This window comes from Pseudomonas sp. LBUM1658, assembly GCF_059716055.1.
In genome coordinates this window covers 2,527,105-2,544,356 of the sequence record NZ_CP166798.1, presented here as the reverse complement: position 1 = coordinate 2,544,356, position 17,252 = coordinate 2,527,105, and the positions used below count along the sequence as shown (strand labels likewise).

The window sequence follows — 17,252 nt, the reverse complement described above, 5'->3', positions numbered from 1 at the left end:
GTTAACTCCTCGATATTGCGCGATGGTTGAAGGGGGATAGAGACAGCGTAACAGCCGTCTCTTTGAAACGGTCGATGGCGAACGGCTCCAGGGAGATGTCCGAGTGCTCGCCAAGAATCAGCTGGGCCAGTCGCTTGCCGGTGCCGGGTCCCATCTGGAAGCCGCTGCCGCAGAAACCGAATGAATAACTCAGGTTACTGGCTTTGCGACTGGCGCCGATCACTGGCAGATCATCGGCAGTGAAGGCTTCGACGCCGGCCCAGACGCGGTTGACGCCCAAGTGTTGCAAATGCGGGAACAGCTCGGTGACGGTGCGCGCGCTGGTGCCCAGACGCTCCATCTCGACCTCGCCGTGGCGTGCCAGAAAATCCAGCGACCCCATCAGCTTGCCACCGATCACCAGCGTGCCATTGGCGAATTGCTTGAACGACAGCGCTCTTCCCGTGGCACCCAACACCGGGACACAGAACGGCGCGACTCGATGGGTGACCATCAGCATCAGGCCTTCAGGACGCACGGGAACCGGTTCGCCAATCTGCGCCGCCAGTTCACCGGCCCAGGCGCCCGCCGTCACCACTAGATGTTCGGCACTGAAGCTGCCTGCGGGTGTACTGACTCGCCACCGGGTGCCTGTCTGCTCGATGCGCTGCGCCGGGGTGTTTTCGTGAATGTGTACGCCATGTTTTTCCGCGGCCAGGCGAAACGCGGTGACGGTCTGGTACGGCAGCGCATAGCCGTCGTCCTCGACCCAGATACCGCCCACCACATGCCGCGCCACGCTCGGCACTCGTTCGAAGACCTGCTGCTGATCGATCAATACTTCATGGGTGAAACCCAGGGCCTGAAGCTGCTCGACCCGTTGTCGGCACTCCTCCAGTTCGGTCAGGTTCTCCGCCAGTTTGAGCTGCCCGCTGGGGACAAAACCGCCGTCGTCGCCCAGGGATTGTTCGAGTCCGTGCCACAGCTCGCGGGACGACAGCGCCAATGGAAGTTCCGCGATATGCCGGCCCAGGGTGCGCACGCCACCGGCATTTACCCCGGAGGCATGGCGGCCGCAATATTGCGCTTCCAGCAGCGTCACCTTGACCCCGGCTTGGGCGAGGTGCAGCGCAGTGCTCAGGCCATGGATGCCTCCGCCGATCACCAGCACCTCAGCCTGGCGTTTGCTCGGCTCACTCACCGGCCAGCTCTCCCAGGGTGATGGGCTTGATCGGCGGACGGATGCGGTAATAACCCACCTCAGCCGCCGAAACGCCCCGGGCCTTGGCGATAACTTCGGTCACGGTCAGGCCGCACATGCGTCCCTGACACGGTCCCATGCCACAACGACCGAAGGACTTGGCCTGATTCGGGCCCGCGCAGCCGAGGGCGACGAAGCCACGCAATTCGCCCGCCGTCACTTCTTCGCAGCGGCAGACCATCACCTCGTCGGCCGGAATGCGGTTTGCTTCCTTGGGCTGATAAAGGGTGTCGAGAAACGGCCGAATCCGCAGGTTGGCCTCGAGTTGCACGCGCAACGGCTGAGCCTTGCGATCACGTTCAGAGCTGCTGATGGTCTTGAGTCGGGTGGCGATCCCCAGCGCCGCCAGCTGCCCCTGCACCGCCGCTGCCTGGGCGCCACCGATACCGGCGCCATCTCCGGCGACGTAGACACCCGGCACATCAAGCTCGCCCCACGGATCGGTGACCGGAGTGAAACACAGCTGGTCCAGGCTCCATTCATGCCGGGCCCGCAACGCCTGACTGAACTGGATATTCGGCACCACGCCCTGATGCAGCAGCACGCAGCGGGTGGCGATGCGCTGCATCTTGCCGGCCACGCTGAACGTCAGTGCCTGCGCCGCCTCCTCGCCCTCCACCGCCAGTTGCTCGGCACCGCTGTAATGGGCGATCCCGGCACTGCGCAGGCTGCGCATCAGTTCCAGCCCCTTGCGCAGATACGGCCAGGCGCGCAGTGCGGCAAACAGGTGCCGGCGAGCGCGCCAGTAGTCTTCGGGGCGCGTGGTGTCGACCAAGGCCTTGATCGTCACGCCAGCACGCAGATACTGCCAGCCGAGCAAATACAGGAGCGGACCGCAGCCGGCCAGGACCACTGGTTCGCTCGGCGCCAGGCCTGAACTTTTCAGCAGAATCTGCGCAGCACCGGCGCTCATCACCCCGAGCAAGGTCCAGCCGGCAATCGGAAACGGCCGTTCCATGGCACCGGTGGCCAGCAGCACGGCCTTGGCGTCCAGGGTACGAAGACGACCGTCGCGCAGGTAGCTGACCTGATGATCCCGGGTCACCTGCCACACCGATGCACCTTTTTCATAGCGCACGCTGGATGCTGTCAGGGCCTGCGCCAGTTGATTGCCGTGGGCATAATCCGGCCCCAGCAGATCCCGCCGGGACAGCGGCGCCAGGGTGATGCCCCGGTAAATCTGCCCGCCCGGGCTGCCCTGCTCATCAAGCAACACCACTTGCAAACCCAGCCCGGCCATCTCGGTCGCCGCGGCCATGCCGGCCGCGCCTGCGCCAATCACCACTACCTCGACGCTTTCATGGTTCATGACTGCACCTCCACGGCCTGGAATTTCGCCGGTTGATAGATCAAATCCCGGGCGCCTTCCTGCGAACGAATGCGCATGCCGTCAGCCACTTCGATCAGGCAGCTCTGGCGGTTGGGTACGCCGTCAATGTCCACCAGGCACTCGAAGCACACGCCCATCATGCAGTACGGTGCTCGGGGCGACTCGCTGACCGGCGTGGCGCGAAAACGGCTGATGCCGGACATCAGCAATGCGGCGGCGACGCTGATGCCCGCGGGCACATTCAGCGGTTGGTCGTTGAAGCTCAGGCGCACAGTCCGCGCCGCCCTGACTTCACTGCTGACCGGTTGAAACAGCGGATCAGTGCGCATGAGAAAACACCTTGTCAGTTAGAAAACGATCGCCGCTAAACACCTGCAGTTCCTCAGGCTGCGCTCCGCCCATGATCCACGGCGCGATACGCAGGGCGTGGGCGGCCGCCAGGGTCACGCCGCTGTGGCAGGTGACCACGAACGCACCGGGGTGCGCGGTGGATTGCTGGTAGATGGGGAATCCGTCCGGGCTCATCACCCGCAATGCGCCCCAGGCCCGGACCAGTCGCACATCGCGCAGCAATGGAAAGGTCGAGACTCCGCGCTTGGCGATCGCCGCCAATACCTCGGTGGAGGTGCCGTCATCGAAGCCCACCTCCTCCATGGAATCGCCCAGCTGCACCGTGCCTTCGTCGGTCTGCCGGACATTGATGGTCGGGTACTCGAGAAACGGCCGGACCCGTTCGCTGACCAGCACCTGTCCGCGATTGGGCGCCACCGGTGCATACAGACCCACCTGCCGCGCCAATGCCGCATTGCCCAGCCCGGCGGCCAGCACAATCCGTGGCGCGACGAAGCGCCGCTGCCCGGCCGTGACGCGAAACTCGCCGGGCGCACATTCGATACGCTCGACCTGAACGCTGCTATGCAGTCGCGCGCCCTTGGCCTGCGCCGACGTGTGCAGGGCCCGTAGCAGTTTCAGTGGATTGACGTGGCCGTCCTGGGGCGTGTAGCTGGCGCCGACCACCGCAGGCCCGATCAGCGGCAAACGGGCTTTCAGCTCGGCGGCGTCGAGCATCTGGAATGGATAATCGCCCAGTGCATCCTGCAAGGTCTGCAAGCGCGACTGGCGCTCCAGCAGCTCTTCGTCGCTGAAGCACATATGAAAACCACCCGGTTGCTTGAGCTGCACGTCGACCCCGCTGTCGGCCAGCAGCGCTTGCGCGAACGCCGGCCAGCGAGTCGCCGAGGAACGGGTCCAGCGTGAATAATCCGGCAGGTCATGGCCTTTGCCCTGGACCCAGACCAGACCGAAATTGCCCCGCGAAGCCCGAAACGCATCGTCACCCTGATCGAGGATCTGGGTGTCGACTCCCCTGCGCGCCAGCCCATAGGCCAGCGCCGTGCCCACCAGCCCGCCGCCGATGACGATTACGTCCGATTGCGCGACCTTGTCTGTGCCCTGGCTCATTTGCCTTCTCCGATCAGTACCCGGTCCAGCCCGACCAGGCGATCCAGCACCAGCATCAACAGCACGGTGCCGACGATCAGCACCGTGGAGACGGCGGTGATCAACGGATCGATGGTCTGGGAAATCTGGTTGTACATGGCCACCGGCAAGGTGGTGGTACCGGGAGTGGCGACGAACACGGTCATGGTCAGTTCGTCGAAGCTCTGGATAAACGCCAGCATCCAGCCGCCGATTACGCCGGTGCGGATACGCGGCAAGACCACCCGGTAAAACGCGGTCCAGCGCCGCGCGCCGAGGGACAAGGCGGCCTGTTCGATGTCGCGCTCAAGACCAATGGTCGAGGCCAGCGTCAGCCGCAACGCATAGGGCAGCACCACGATCACATGAGTAATGCTCAGGGCCCAGAATGATCCGCCGATCTGCGCCAGGGAGAAGAACCGCAGAAAGGCGATCCCCAACACCACGGACGGGATCATCAGCGGCGACAGCAGAAAGCCGGTGAGCGTGCCGCGGCCCGGAAACTCGTAGCGACTGATCGCCAGCGCCGCCGGAACCGCCAGCAATGTGGCGAGGGTCGCGGAGACCAGGCCCAGCTTGAGCGACAGAAAGAACGCGTCGAGCATCTCCTGGTTCTCCAGCAATGCGCGGAACCAGCGCAACGACAGGCCATCAGTGGGCAGCGACAGGTAGCCCTTGTCGGTAAACGCCATCGCCATCACCACCAGCAGCGGCGCGACGATGAAGGTGATGAACGACAGGTGAAACAGCAGCGAGAAAAATCCGTTCTTGTGCATGGCCGTTTACTCGAAGACTTGCTTGAAGCGGCGCTCGGCCAGCTTGCTGCAACCCACAATGATGATCAGGTTGGCAACCAGCAGGAGCATCGCGATGGCGGCGCCGAGGGGCCAGTTGAGGGTGCCGAGGAATTCGTCGTAGGCCGCCGTCGCCACTACTTTCAAACGACGACCGCCAATGATCGCCGGGGTGGCGAAGGCTGACGCCGCCAGGGCGAAGACGATGATCGAGCCCGAGAGAATGCCGGGCATGATCTGCGGCAGGATGATTCGGCGAAACACCGTGAGGCGCGAGGCGCCCAGGGACAGGCCGGCCCATTCCACTTGCAGGTCCAGACGCTGCAAGGTCGCCCACACCGCAATGACCATGAACGGCACCAGCACGTGGGTCAGGGCGATGACCACACCGACCTGGGTGAACAACATCTTCACCGGCTGATCAGTGATACCCAGTGCCTGCAAGGCATCGTTGATCAGGCCGTTGTTGCCCAGCAGGATTGCCCAGCCGAGGGTGCGGACCACCACCGAGATCAACAGCGGTCCCAGCACCACCAGCAGGAACAGCGAACGCCAGCGCGGCGCCATGCGCGCAATGATGATGGTTTCCGGCACGCCGAGCAGGACGCAGAGGACCGTGACCGCCAGCGCCATGCCGCCGGTGCGCAGGAAGATTTCGTGGAAATAACCGTCCTTGAACACCTCCAGGTAGTTGCCGAGGCTGTACACCGGCAACACGCCCTCGGTGTCGCTGAACAGGTTGAGGGACAATACGGCGGTCAACAGCAGTGGCGCCAGCAACAGCGCAATGAACACCAGCAAGGCTGGTCCGCTCAGCAACCACGGCGCGACGCCGACGTGTTCCGCGTCATACCTGGCCATGGGCGACCTCCCGATCCAGCAGGCGCAGGTCGTCGTCGGACCAGTCCAGGCCGATTTCGCTGCCTTCATCGGGCGGTGGCGTACCCAGGTTGGGCTGGGTCATGTGCACCAGGCCGAGGTGACTTTCCACCGCGATCAACCACAGGTTGCCGAGGAATACCCGCAAGCGGATGCGTCCGCTCAAGCGACCGCTGCCCGCTTGCGTCAGGCGGATTTTTTCCGGGCGGATGTAGACGTTGACGTCGTTGCCCAACGAGCGATCTTCGTGGGGCACGTGCATCAGCGTGTCCTTGACCTGCACATGACAGCAGCGATCATTGCGGGTTTGCACCGCTCCGGCGAAGGCGTTGGTCTTGCCCAGGAACGCCGAGGCGAAGGGTGAATGCGGGCGTTCGTAGGCTTCGAACGGCGTGTCGATCTGCACGATGCGACCTTTCTGCATCACGGCGATGCGGTCGCTCATGGTCATGGCCTCGACCTGATCGTGGGTCACCAGAATCGTGGTGATGCCCAGATCGCGCTGAATCGCCCGCAACTCGATGTGCATCTCTTCGCGCAGTTTGGCGTCGAGGTTGGACATCGGCTCGTCGAGCAACAACAGGTTCGGTCGAATAGCCAGGGCCCGGGCAATGGCGACCCGTTGCCGTTGCCCGCCGGACAGCGCTTTGGGGTAACGCTCACCCAGCCCGCCGAGGCGCACCAGGTCCAGCGCCTCAACGATGCGCTTGCTGCGCTCGGCCTTGGGCACGCCGCGCATCTCCAGGCCGAAACTGATGTTCTGCGCCACCGTCATGTGCGGGAACAACGCGTAGCTTTGAAAGACGATGCCCAGGCCCCGCTGCTCGGGACGCACATGGGTGATGTCGCGACCATCGAGGACGATGCGCCCTTCGGTTGGCTGGACGAAGCCGGCAATGGATTGCAGGGTGGTGGTCTTGCCGCAGCCGGAGGGCCCGAGCAAGGCGATGAATTCGCCGTGCCGGACTTCCAGGTTCAAACCGTCAATGGCCCTGAACGTGCCATAGGTCTTGACGATGCCTTCGAGTGTGAGAAATGCCATTGGCTTGCCACGCAGGCGCGGGCCTGCGTCTCCAGAATGATTTCGGGAAGGATCGGAGCCATTGAGCGGCTAGCGTTCGACCGTGCGATTCCAGCGCGTGGTCCACTCGCTGCGCTGCTGGTTGATCGTGTCCCAATCGACCTTGATCAACGCGTTGACCTTCTCCGGGCCATAGGGCATGCGCGCGGCGATATCCGGAGTGAGGGTGACGGTCTGGTTGACCGGCGCGAAGCCGTTTTCGTGAGCCTGGATTTTCTGCACTTCAGGCGACAGTACGTACTGAATGAATTGCTGGGACAGCTCGGGCTGCGCGTTGGGCGTGATGCCGCAGGCAGCGATCTGCAGGGCGATGCCGCCTTCTTTGGGGTAGATGAACTTGAGTGGAAAGCCGGTGCCCTGCAACGCCACCGCACGACCACTGCCATACACTGCCATGACCACGTCGCCGTTCTGCATCATGCCGTCCATCTCTCCCGGCGCCGACACCCAGGCCAGGACGTTGGGGCCGATTTCGTCTTTCAGCGCCTTGAAGCCCGGGTCGATGTTCTTTTCGCCACCGCCGCGCAGACGGGCCATTTCCACCAAGGTGTGCAAACCGTAGGTGTTGGTCACTGGCGGCATGCCCAGCAGTTGCTTGTAGCGGGGGTCGGTGAGGTTTTCCCAGGAATCCGGCGGCGCCCAGCCACGCTTCTTGAATGCCTCTTCGTTGTAGCCGATGCCCGTGGCGACTACCCCGACTCCGGTCGCTTCAGGACTGATTCGCGCCAGCGGATAGAGGTCTTTGTAGACCGGTGCGTCGCTGAGCTTTTCACACAGGCCCATTTGCAGCGCCTGGTACATCGGCCCGTCGTCCATCATCGCCACGTTGATCTGCTGACGCCCTTTCTGCGCCTGCAACTTGGCCAGGGTTTCGGTGGAATTACCGGCGACGTAGACCACTTTGACGGCGTGCTGTTTCTCGAACGCGGGGATGACTTTGGTCCTGTACATCTGCTCGGTGGAACCGCCGACTCCGGCGACATACAGGGTCGGTTCGGCGAATGCGGCACCGCTGCTCAACCCGAAAAGGGCGACAGCGGTGGCAAGGCGGGTCAGAGGGCGAAACGGCTTTATTGCTGAGGTCGAATTATGGCTATTCACAGACTATCTCCGAAGTGCGTGGGGCAGATCGAACAATGCGTCAGTCGCTTCGGCGTCAATCGAAGCCATGCAGCGCGCTGCATGCTCCCGGCGAGTACTTCCCGGGGTGGCGCATCTTCATGTGCGCTATGGGTTGCTGGTTTGGAGTATTGCGACGAGCATCCATGTGGTCAAATACGAATATCCGGGTTAGTTATTCATATTTGATATGGAGTGTCGGCATGAACCTCAGGCAGATAGAAGCGTTCCGCAGCGTGATGCGATTGGGCTCCATGACCGCGGCGGCGGAAGTGCTGTACACCTCGCAGCCCAATGTCAGTCGGCTGATTGCCCAGCTGGAACTGGGCACCGGGCTGACCCTGTTCAAGCGCGCGGGCGTACGGCTGATCCCGACTCAGGAAGGTCAGGCGTTCTTTCATGAGGTCGAGCGCGCCTATGTCGGCCTCGACAGCCTCAAGCATTCGGCGAAGAACATTCGCAATCTGGGCACCGGGCGTTTACGGGTGGCGGCCGTGCCATCGACCGGCATGAGCGTGCTTCCCAGGGTGCTCAAGACCTTCACCGATTCGCGCCCGGAGCTCACGGTGTCGTTGCACGTGAACTCCTCGCCGACGGTGGAGCAATGGGTGAAATCGCAGTTCTGCGATATCGGCATCGTGGTTCACCCCGGCGATGTCAGCAGTCAACAGGTCGAGCTGCTCGCCGAGATCGCGGCCGTGTGCGTACTGCCGCGCTCACATCCGCTGGCTGAACGATCGCAGATCACTTTCACAGACCTTGAAGGGCAAGCGTTCGTCTCGCTCTGTCATGGCGATGGCACACGCTCATTGGTGGATGGTTTGTTCGAGCAGGCAGGCGTCGAGCGGGTAATGGCGGTCGAGGCGCAGTACAGCGCGATCAACTGCGAAATGGTCGCCCTCGGCATGGGCATCACCCTCGCCCACCCCTTGGTGGCCAAGGATTATCTACACCGGGACATCGTGGTCAGACCCTTCAAGCCAGACATCCTCTTTCCGACCTACGTGATCTGGCCGACCGCGCAAGCGAGGACCCGGCTGGCCGAGGAGTTCGTCGATACGCTGAAGGCCTATTACCGGGAGTCGGTGGATGCGAGCTAGCGAAACGGTCTTGGCCCACTCAAATGCTTTCGCGGGTAGATGTCAGATTCTGGCTACGAATAAGCACTCACAATCCACTTCACTTTTTCCAGCGCCTCCCGAAGGGCATCCATCTGCGCAGAGCCCAGCGCCAGGCGGATCGCATGGGGTACATTGGCAGAGACCGCAAAAGGCTCGGCGGTTGAAACCGCAACTTTCTCACGCATCAACGCCATGGCGATCTGGTCAGCCCTTGCATCTTCAGACAAAGGCAGCCAGAGAAAATAGGACGACGGGTGACGTACGCACCGAAGCCCCGCCAGCACTTCACCGGCCATGGCTTGCCTGGCCTGCGCATCCCGACGCTTTTCAGCTTCCAGCTGCATGACGGTACCATCGTCGAGCCACGCGCTCGCAATCGCAGTCATTACGCCCGGGGTATTCCAAGTGGTGGCCCTGATGGTTCGCTCCAGCGCGGGCACTTTTTGCGCGGGGGCCGCGATGAAACCTACGCGCAAACCGGTGGCGACACTCTTGGATAGCCCTGAAACGTAAACCGTTATCTCGGGGGCGAGATCCGCCAACGGTGGCGGTGGGTCCTCGGCAAGGAAGGCGTACGCGGCGTCCTCAATGATCAGCAACCCATGCCAGCGCGCAATCGTCACCAGGTACTCGCGTTGATCGGCACTCATCACCCATCCCAGTGGATTGTGCAGCGTAGGCATCGAATACACCGCCCGCACGCGACGACGACGGCACAGACTGTCCAGCGCGTCCAGATCCGGTCCATGTTCGGTGACGGGAATGGGCACGATTTCAAGGTGCAATGCTTCGGCCAGCACTTTGAATCCTGAATAGGTCAACGCATCAGCTGCAATCACATCACCGGGTTGCAGCAGCGCCATCATCGTCACGGCCAGCCCGTGTTGAGCGCCGCTGACCATTAACACTTGCTCGGCTTCAACCGTCAGCCCTCGGGCGCGCAGATGACGCGCCACAGAAGCGCGCTCATGCAGTCGCCCCGCGTGTGGCTGGTAACGTAACAAGGACTCCAGATCGCCGGCCGCCGCGAGCTGGCGCAGAGCATTTCGCAAGAGCTCTGCCTGCCCTGGAAGCGAGGGATAGTTGAAGTTGAGGTCAGTCATTCCAACTGCAACGTTTTTCTGGTCGATACCCAAGCCAGGAGGCAACGAAGTCTCCCTGACGAACGTGCCTCTCCCCGTCTCCCCACTGACCAGGCCCATGGCTTCGAGCTCTGCATAGACCCGACTGGCAGTCACCAGCGCCAGTCCTTCTGTCGCCGCGAGTTGGCGGTGCGTCGGCAAGCGCGTGCCCGGCAACAATCGCCCGGACCGGATATCGGCTGCAAAAGCATCCACTAATGACTTGTACCGAGAGCGAGGCATGCCGAGATGTATCCATGACAATTTTTTGATTGTATTGATTTTCGATCATAGGATGGATTTCTGCAAATTGAGAGTGGCCCCTCAAAATGGAACGAACATCGAACCTGCAAAACCCGACGATAGAAAAGACCGCGAGCGGATGGCTCAACGGGTTCATCGGGGTACTCATCTTCAGCGGCTCGTTGCCAGCCACACGGCTGGCCGTGGTGGAATTTGACCCGGTCTTTCTGACCGTTGCCAGAGCGACAATTGCTGGAGTTCTGGCGCTTTGCCTGCTTTTGCTCTTTAAAGAAAAGCGTCCTGCCAAGCGTCAGCTGCTGCCCTTGGCGATCGTGGCAATGGGTGTTGTATTAGGCTTTCCTCTGCTGACTGCGCTGGCTCTACAGCATGTGACGTCTGCGCATTCCATCGTCTTCGTTGGCCTGTTGCCCCTCGCCACAGCGGCGTTCGGCGTGTTGCGCGGAGGGGAGCGTCCCCGGCCGGTGTTCTGGTTTTTCTCAGTCCTGGGAAGCGCACTGGTTGTGGGGTTTGCTGTCTCCCAAGGCCTGACAGCTTCTGCAACGGGTGACATTCTCATGCTGCTGGCAATCCTCGCTTGCGGGCTGGGGTATGCAGAAGGTGCGAAGCTTTCAAGAACGCTGGGAGGCTGGCAGGTGATCTCTTGGGCATTGGCGCTGTCGCTGCCCGTCATGGTCCCGCTGACCTGGTTCATGGCCCCTGCTTCGTTATCGGGAATTTCGACATCCGCATGGGTCAGCCTGGCTTACGTATCGGTTTTCAGCATGCTGATCGGTTTCGTATTCTGGTATCGCGGGCTTGCCCAAGGGGGGATTGCCGCCGTCGGCCAGCTTCAGCTGCTACAGCCGTTCTTCGGATTGGCGCTGGCAGCCACGCTGCTTCACGAGCAGGTCAGCATTGGCATGCTGGGTGTGACCGTTGCGGTGATTCTTTGCGTTGCCGGAGCGAGAAAATTTTCCAAGTAATCCGCAACCCCCTCAATCGTCCTCATGCAACCGGATGCCGCGGGCGTGGAGCAGATGGGGAATTACGAGCACCAGCAGCGTCAGCGCGAGGAATGAAGCCGCTATGGGTTCAGTCACAAACACCAGCCAGTCTCCCTGGCTGATGGACAGGGCGTTACGCAGTTGCTTTTCAGCCATCGGGCCCAGCAGCATGCCGACGATCACCGGGGCGACGGGAAAATCGAAGCGCCGCATCAATACCCCGCCCCAGCCGATCGCCAGCATCAGCAAAAGATCGAAGGAAGAGTGGCGCATGCCGTACACGCCGATGGTGGCAAACACCAGAATCCCGGCATTCAGGTACGGCCGGGGAATCTGCAACAGTTTCACCCAGAGCCCCACCAATGGAAGGTTCAGCACCAGCAGTATGACGTTGCCAATGTACAACGAGGCCACCAGGGTCCAGACCAGCTCTCCCGAGGTCTGGAACAGCAGCGGACCCGGCTGCAGGTTGTAGTTCTGGAACGCCGCCAACAGAATCGCCGCGGTGGCGGAGGTCGGTATGCCGAGGGTCAGCAGCGGCACTAAAGACCCTGTCGCACTCGCGTTGTTGGCGGCTTCGGGACCGGCAACACCTTCGATGGCGCCTTTACCCTTGCTGGCCGCAAACTCTTCCGGGTATTTACTCAGTTTGCGTTCGGCTGAATAGGACAGAAAAGTCGGAATCTCGGCACCACCGGCCGGAATGGAGCCAAAAGGGAAACCGATCAGCGTTCCCCGCAGCCAGGCGGGAATCGATCGCTTCCAGTCGGAGCGCGTCATCCACAACGAGGTCAAGCGGTGCCGGCCGGCCGATTCTTCTTTTTGATACAGCAGGCTGTACAAGGCCTCCCCCACCGCAAACAACCCGACCGCCACGAGCACGACCTCGATGCCATCGACCAACTCGGGAACCCCCAGGGTGTACCGGGCAATGCCCGAGGTCGAGTCCAGGCCGATCAAGCCAATGGTCAATCCAATACCCAGTGAGGCGAAGCCGCGCAGCATGGAAGCGCCGAGCACCGCAGACACTGTCGTGAAGGACAGCACCAGAATCGCGAAATACTCCGCAGGACCAAACTTGAGCGCCAGTATGGCAACGATCGGGGCAAACAGGGTCAGCAAAATCGTGGCGATGGTGCCGGCCACAAATGAACCTATCGCTGCCGTCGCCAAGGCCGGTCCCGCTCGACCGTTGCGGGCCATGAGGTTGCCTTCCAGGGCCGTGACCATGGAGGACGATTCCCCTGGGGTATTGAGCAGGATGGATGTGGTGGAGCCGCCAAACTGAGCGCCGTAATAGATCCCGGCGAACATGATCAAGGCCCCGGTCGGATCGACCTTGGCGGTAATCGGCAGCAACAAGGCCACCGTCAGCGCCGGGCCGATACCCGGCAAAACCCCGATCGCGGTGCCGAGCAGACAGCCGATAAAGCCCCACATCAAATTGATCGGCGTCAGCGCGGCGGAAAAACCCATCGCCAAGCTTGAGAGAATTTCCACCGTATTGATCTCCTTCGGCCCGGATCAGATCCAGGCGTTGACAAGGGGCGGCAGGGAAACCCCTAGCCCGGCATTGAACAGCCAGTAAATCGGTAAGGTCAGGGCAATGCCGATGGCCAGGTCGCGCAGCGGATGGCGACTACCGAAACCCCGTGCCGAACAGGCAAACAGCAGCGCCGCCGCCAATACGAAGCCGATGAGGTTGATCAGCAAGGCCACCCCCACCAGACCCGCGGTCACCCAGGCCGCACCGAGTTTGCCGCCAGGCAACGCTTTGGCCGTCTCGTCGCCGTGGTCTGCCAGCTCGCGGAAACCACCGGTGGCTGCTTGATAGCTCAGCAACAGGCCGACGACTCCGAGGAACGCCGCGACGGCGTAGGGATAGACATGGGCACCGAGGATGACGAAGCCCATCTCGGCAGGAAACCGGAATGCACCAATCGCCAATACCGCACTGATGACAATCAAGCCTGCGCCAACCGCCAGCTGTGCCGGCACTATGCTGCGAAGCCGGGCCATCTCAAAGCAACCCGACCTTGACCAGCATCGCGCGCAACCGCACGTGCTCTTCGTCGACGAATTTGCCGAAGTCATCGCCGGTCAGAATGCTCGGTGACCAGGCATTGGCTTTGACATTGTCTTGCCAGACTTTGCTATTGGCGGCGGCCAGGACGGCGTCGGTCACTTCCTTGCGCTGCTCAGGCGTGAGGTTCGCCGCGCCGTAAACTCCACGCCAATTACCGATCGTTACGTCGTAGCCCTTCTCTTTGAGAGTCGGTGCGTCGATGCCTTCAACGCGGTCGGGCGCGCCGATGGCGAGTACCCGGAACTGGCCGTTTCTGATGTATTGGCCCAGCTCGGCGTAGCCACCCGTGATCACCGTGATGTGGCCGCCCAACGTCGCTGCGACGACTTCGCCCCCGCCCGCGTAGGCGACGTAGTTCACCTTGTTGACCGGCACATCCATCTTGCCGGCCAATTCGGCGATGCCGATGTGGTCAATCGAGCCTTTGGAACCGCCGCCCCACTTGATACTTGCCGGGTTGGCCTTGAAGTCTTTCAGCACGTCTTCCAGGGTTTGATACGGGGACTCCTTGCGTACGGCAAGCACGTTGTATTCGGTAAAAAGCCGGGCAATCGGTGTCACGTCCTTCAAGGTAATTTGCGGTTTGTTCTGTTCCACCGCAGTGACCATGATTGCGCCGACCACGAGCAAGGCATTCGGGTCGCCCTTGGTGCTGTTGGCAAACTGCGCCAGTCCCAACGTCCCCCCTGCTCCGCCCTTGTTCTCGAAGGTGACGGATTTGGCCACTTTGGCCTCGATCAAGGCCTTGCCCAGGATCCGTGCAGTCTGGTCATAACCGCCGCCCACCGAGCCTGGAGCCATGAACTTGACGGTATCCAGCGCCAAGACAGGTGTCGTGAGCGTGACCGCGGTAATGGCCGCTGCAATGGATATGGAGCGGCTGAGCCGACGGAATAAAGCGAACATAAGATTTCTCCCAATACCCTGTTCAAATGAACGTGCACCTGCGGATAAGCGTAGGCCATAGCCGCCGCTGCGTTGGCCGACCACTCGTCGCCGAGAGCAATTACTACCTCTTGACAGCGATGGGCTCCTGCGCGAATATTATTTACATCGGATACGATCTAAACGCACACGACAAATAAATCTTACCGAACCTAACGTTGAGGATTCATCCCATGAGCAAGATCGAAAAAGTCCTGGCCTCCGGCAAAACCCACACCACCATGAGCAGCGCGGGCGTCACTTCGCGCGGCCATAACGGCAGCCTCGACATCGAGCTCTCGTCGCCCGGAAACGCGAAGCCCGTGCATGTGTTCGAAGCCACCCAGCCGCACCCGAAAGCCGAGCAATTGTTCGCCGGCGCCTGGTCGGCCTGTTACATCGCCGCGGTCGGCGTCGCAGCCAAGGAGATGAAGCTCGAGCTTCCGTCCGATCTGTCCGTCGACATCGAAGTCGATCTGGGCCAGACCGGTCCGGCCTACTTCCTCCAGGCCCGGCTGACTCTCCGCGTGCCGGGCCTGGCGCACGATGTCGCGACGACGCTGGCGCACACCGCGGACCAGATCTGCCCGTACTCGAAGGCGACCCGAGGCAACATTGACGTAGCCCTCAATGTCCTTACGGCGTGATGCACCGCGCGACCGGTTTGACCTGGCCATGCTCGTCGAACCGGCTGCCGGCGTCGGCGAATTGCCTGACGGTCGCGGATGCGTCTCAGTGCATCCGAGGCCTTCGAACGCTGAATTGCTCATCTCAATTGCCGAGCCTGGACAGGCGTCAAGTCAGCTGCGATTTGGCGCCAATTTTTCAGTCTCGCAACGGCGCGCCATAGCACGATTCAATTTCTGTTTGCCCCAAAGTGATACTACTTTGCCTCTATCGCTTCATTAAAGCGATCAGCCATGAGGGAAAGGGTCATGCGTGTACGAGGGCGCGAATATTGGGCTTGGTCCGATTGCCAGCTACCCAGCAAATCTCATCAAGAAAGTCTAAGTAACGGTGTCGAAATTGATGTTCAGGCTCGGCTCTCGCGCACGGACACGACACAACTCTTTATCGGGATATATGAGCAAAGCGGGGCGATTGCCGCGGAGGAGTTTTACCCGCTGGTGCACGATGAAACGGTGACGAGCGCTCTGGCATGGGGTGTTCAACGAGCTCGAGCTATAGCGACAGGCACTCTGGCCCCGCTCAGGCAAGCTTTCTGAAAACCAAATACAGGATGTGGTTTGATCGAAAGCTACTCGCTGACTGATCAGGGCAATCGTATCCGCTCTGTAGACAATCAGCAGGCCCTGCACAGCGATTCAACCCGAAGCTCCAGACCTGAACATCTGGAGCTTCATAGACCCAATCGTGAGTTTGGTTACACACCCCTCCTTGCATCACGGCTCTCGGCGTCTGCTTTCGACCCAGGCACCACAGTAAGGGCCGATGTCCTGGCCAGCAGGTAATAGAAGATACCCGGCACCACCAGTCCAACGATCCAGGAAATATCGACACCGCCGAGCTGCGCGACCATCGGCCCGGAGTAGAACTTGGTGTCGACAAACGGCAGCTGGATCAATACACCGATGACATACACGCTGATCCCCAACATGTTCCAGCGACCATAGCGACCCGCCGGGTCGGACAACGCCGGGATGTCATAGCGTTCCTTGTTGATGAAGTAGTAATCCACCAGGTTGATCGCGCTCCAGGGCGTGAAGAAGGTCAGCAAAAACAGAATGAAGTACTTGAACGTAGTTAGAAACGAGTACTGGCCCAGCAGCGCGAGCGTGGTGGACGCCGCGACAATCGCCAGTACAAACAGCATGCGCTGCGCGGCGGATATCTGCAGACGACTACGGAAGCCACTGATAATGGTGGCAACGCACATAAAGCTGCCATAGGCGTTGAGGGTGGAAACCGTGACCTTGCCGAACACCACGCTCAAGTACAGCAGGGACGCCATCACACCGGTACTGCCCAACCCGACGATGGTAGCCACCTCGTGACCGCGGAAATTCGCGCCCGCCAAAGCAGCGGCGAACACCCCAAGCACCATTGAAGCCTGGGCGCCCAGCACCGTACCCAGGCCGACGGCAGCGAAGGTCTTCCAGGACGAGGTCTTGCTTGGCAGGTAGCGTGAGTAGTCGGCCACATAGGGGCCAAAGGCGATCTGCCAGGACGCAGAGAGGGACACCGCCAGCAGGAAGGTGCTCCAGCCGAAGTGACGGTTTTCCAGCAACAGCCCGATATCGTTGAGCGTCATCAGCCGGGTGAACAGATAGGCGAAGGCAATGATGCCCAGCACGCTGGCCACCCTTCCGACCAGGTGGATCACTCGATAACCGAAGATGGTCAGAAACGCGATGCAGGAGGCGAAAATCAGGATGCCGGCGCTGTCGCTGACATCGATCAGCTGGGCAATCGCCTGCCCCGACAATACCGCGCCGGTGGCGCTGAAGCCCAGATACATCAAGCACACCAGCACAATCGGGATGGCCGCCCCATAGACGCCGAACTGCACGCGGCTGGAGATCATCTGCGGCAGCCCGAGCTTCGGCCCTTGCGCAGCGTGCAACGCAACCACTGCACCGCCGAGCAGCTGGCCGATCAGCAAGCCAATGAGTGACCAGAACACATCGCCGCCCAACACCACGGCCAAGGCACCGGTGACTATCGCGGTGATCTGCAAGTTGGCGCCGAGCCACAGGGTAAACTGGCTGTAGAGGCTGCCATGACGCTCGGCCTCGGGAATGTAATCGATCGAACGTGTCTCGATCAGGGGACTTCGCTGCTGACTATCGCTGACCTTGGTCATTATTGTT

Annotated in this window: 16 protein-coding genes; 3 read left to right on the top strand and 13 right to left on the bottom strand. The window is 61.4% G+C overall.

Annotation, left to right across the window (positions count from 1 at the left end):
• Nucleotide 1 precedes the first annotated feature (1 nt).
• The 8 genes from ACA064_RS11710 to ACA064_RS11675 all read right to left on the bottom strand — a co-directional run bounded on the left by ACA064_RS11710 (nucleotide 2) and on the right by ACA064_RS11675 (nucleotide 7,904).
• Nucleotides 2-1,180 carry an NAD(P)/FAD-dependent oxidoreductase gene (locus ACA064_RS11710; protein ID WP_497673490.1) on the bottom strand — a complete coding sequence of 393 codons (1,179 nt, stop codon included), beginning with the start codon at nucleotides 1,178-1,180 and terminating at the stop codon, nucleotides 2-4.
• On the bottom strand, nucleotides 1,173-2,549 hold the full coding sequence (locus ACA064_RS11705) for an FAD-dependent oxidoreductase (protein WP_497673489.1): 1,377 nt from the start codon (nucleotides 2,547-2,549) through the stop codon (nucleotides 1,173-1,175). Before ACA064_RS11705 ends, ACA064_RS11710 begins: the two co-directional genes overlap by 8 nt.
• On the bottom strand, nucleotides 2,546-2,899 hold the full coding sequence (locus ACA064_RS11700; RefSeq protein WP_497673488.1) for a (2Fe-2S)-binding protein: 354 nt from the start codon (nucleotides 2,897-2,899) through the stop codon (nucleotides 2,546-2,548). Before ACA064_RS11700 ends, ACA064_RS11705 begins: the two co-directional genes overlap by 4 nt.
• Nucleotides 2,889-4,031, bottom strand: a complete 1,143-nt coding sequence (locus tag ACA064_RS11695) for an NAD(P)/FAD-dependent oxidoreductase (RefSeq protein WP_497673487.1) — start codon at nucleotides 4,029-4,031, stop codon at nucleotides 2,889-2,891. Before ACA064_RS11695 ends, ACA064_RS11700 begins: the two co-directional genes overlap by 11 nt.
• The gene (locus ACA064_RS11690) at nucleotides 4,028-4,825 is read right to left on the bottom strand and encodes an ABC transporter permease (protein WP_497673486.1); all 798 of its coding nucleotides are present in this window, start codon (nucleotides 4,823-4,825) and stop codon (nucleotides 4,028-4,030) included. Before ACA064_RS11690 ends, ACA064_RS11695 begins: the two co-directional genes overlap by 4 nt.
• Before the next feature lie 6 nt (nucleotides 4,826-4,831).
• Entirely contained in the window at nucleotides 4,832-5,704 is an 873-nt protein-coding gene (locus ACA064_RS11685; RefSeq protein WP_497673485.1) for an ABC transporter permease, read from the bottom strand.
• Nucleotides 5,691-6,764 (bottom strand): ABC transporter ATP-binding protein, encoded by a 1,074-nt coding sequence (locus ACA064_RS11680; RefSeq protein WP_497673484.1) that lies wholly within the window; start codon nucleotides 6,762-6,764, stop codon nucleotides 5,691-5,693. The genes ACA064_RS11685 and ACA064_RS11680 overlap by 14 nt, the downstream gene beginning before the upstream one ends.
• A 69-nt stretch (nucleotides 6,765-6,833) precedes the next feature.
• A complete protein-coding gene (locus tag ACA064_RS11675; RefSeq protein ID WP_497673483.1) occupies nucleotides 6,834-7,904 on the bottom strand; it encodes an ABC transporter substrate-binding protein in 1,071 nt (356 codons plus the stop codon).
• Between the two features lie 221 nt (nucleotides 7,905-8,125).
• On the opposite strand from ACA064_RS11675, the gene ACA064_RS11670 reads away from it, so the two are divergent.
• The gene (locus ACA064_RS11670) at nucleotides 8,126-9,022 is read left to right on the top strand and encodes a LysR substrate-binding domain-containing protein (RefSeq protein WP_497673482.1); all 897 of its coding nucleotides are present in this window, start codon (nucleotides 8,126-8,128) and stop codon (nucleotides 9,020-9,022) included.
• Nucleotides 9,023-9,075: 53 nt separating this feature from the next.
• Here the strand turns inward: ACA064_RS11670 and ACA064_RS11665 are convergent, their stop codons facing one another.
• On the bottom strand, nucleotides 9,076-10,407 hold the full coding sequence (locus ACA064_RS11665; protein ID WP_497673481.1) for an aminotransferase-like domain-containing protein: 1,332 nt from the start codon (nucleotides 10,405-10,407) through the stop codon (nucleotides 9,076-9,078).
• 86 nt (nucleotides 10,408-10,493) lie between these two features.
• On the opposite strand from ACA064_RS11665, the gene ACA064_RS11660 reads away from it, so the two are divergent.
• The gene (locus tag ACA064_RS11660; protein WP_497673480.1) at nucleotides 10,494-11,390 is read left to right on the top strand and encodes a DMT family transporter; all 897 of its coding nucleotides are present in this window, start codon (nucleotides 10,494-10,496) and stop codon (nucleotides 11,388-11,390) included.
• Nucleotides 11,391-11,402: 12 nt separating this feature from the next.
• On the opposite strand, the gene ACA064_RS11655 is transcribed toward ACA064_RS11660, so the two are convergent.
• Genes ACA064_RS11655 through ACA064_RS11645 form a run of 3 tightly spaced genes read right to left on the bottom strand, consistent with a single transcriptional unit; the run spans nucleotide 11,403 to nucleotide 14,403 of the window.
• The gene (locus ACA064_RS11655; protein ID WP_497673479.1) at nucleotides 11,403-12,911 is read right to left on the bottom strand and encodes a tripartite tricarboxylate transporter permease; all 1,509 of its coding nucleotides are present in this window, start codon (nucleotides 12,909-12,911) and stop codon (nucleotides 11,403-11,405) included.
• Between the two features lie 24 nt (nucleotides 12,912-12,935).
• A complete protein-coding gene (locus ACA064_RS11650) occupies nucleotides 12,936-13,430 on the bottom strand; it encodes a tripartite tricarboxylate transporter TctB family protein (RefSeq protein WP_497673478.1) in 495 nt (164 codons plus the stop codon).
• A 1-nt stretch (nucleotide 13,431) separates the two neighbouring features.
• Nucleotides 13,432-14,403, bottom strand: a complete 972-nt coding sequence (locus tag ACA064_RS11645; RefSeq protein WP_497673477.1) for a Bug family tripartite tricarboxylate transporter substrate binding protein — start codon at nucleotides 14,401-14,403, stop codon at nucleotides 13,432-13,434.
• A gap of 212 nt (nucleotides 14,404-14,615) precedes the next feature.
• Between ACA064_RS11645 and ACA064_RS11640 the strand changes: the two genes are divergently transcribed.
• Nucleotides 14,616-15,068, top strand: a complete 453-nt coding sequence (locus tag ACA064_RS11640; RefSeq protein ID WP_497673476.1) for an Ohr family peroxiredoxin — start codon at nucleotides 14,616-14,618, stop codon at nucleotides 15,066-15,068.
• A gap of 737 nt (nucleotides 15,069-15,805) precedes the next feature.
• Here the strand turns inward: ACA064_RS11640 and ACA064_RS11635 are convergent.
• Entirely contained in the window at nucleotides 15,806-17,245 is a 1,440-nt protein-coding gene (locus ACA064_RS11635) for a purine-cytosine permease family protein (protein ID WP_497673475.1), read from the bottom strand.
• Nucleotides 17,246-17,252: the final 7 nt, after the last annotated feature.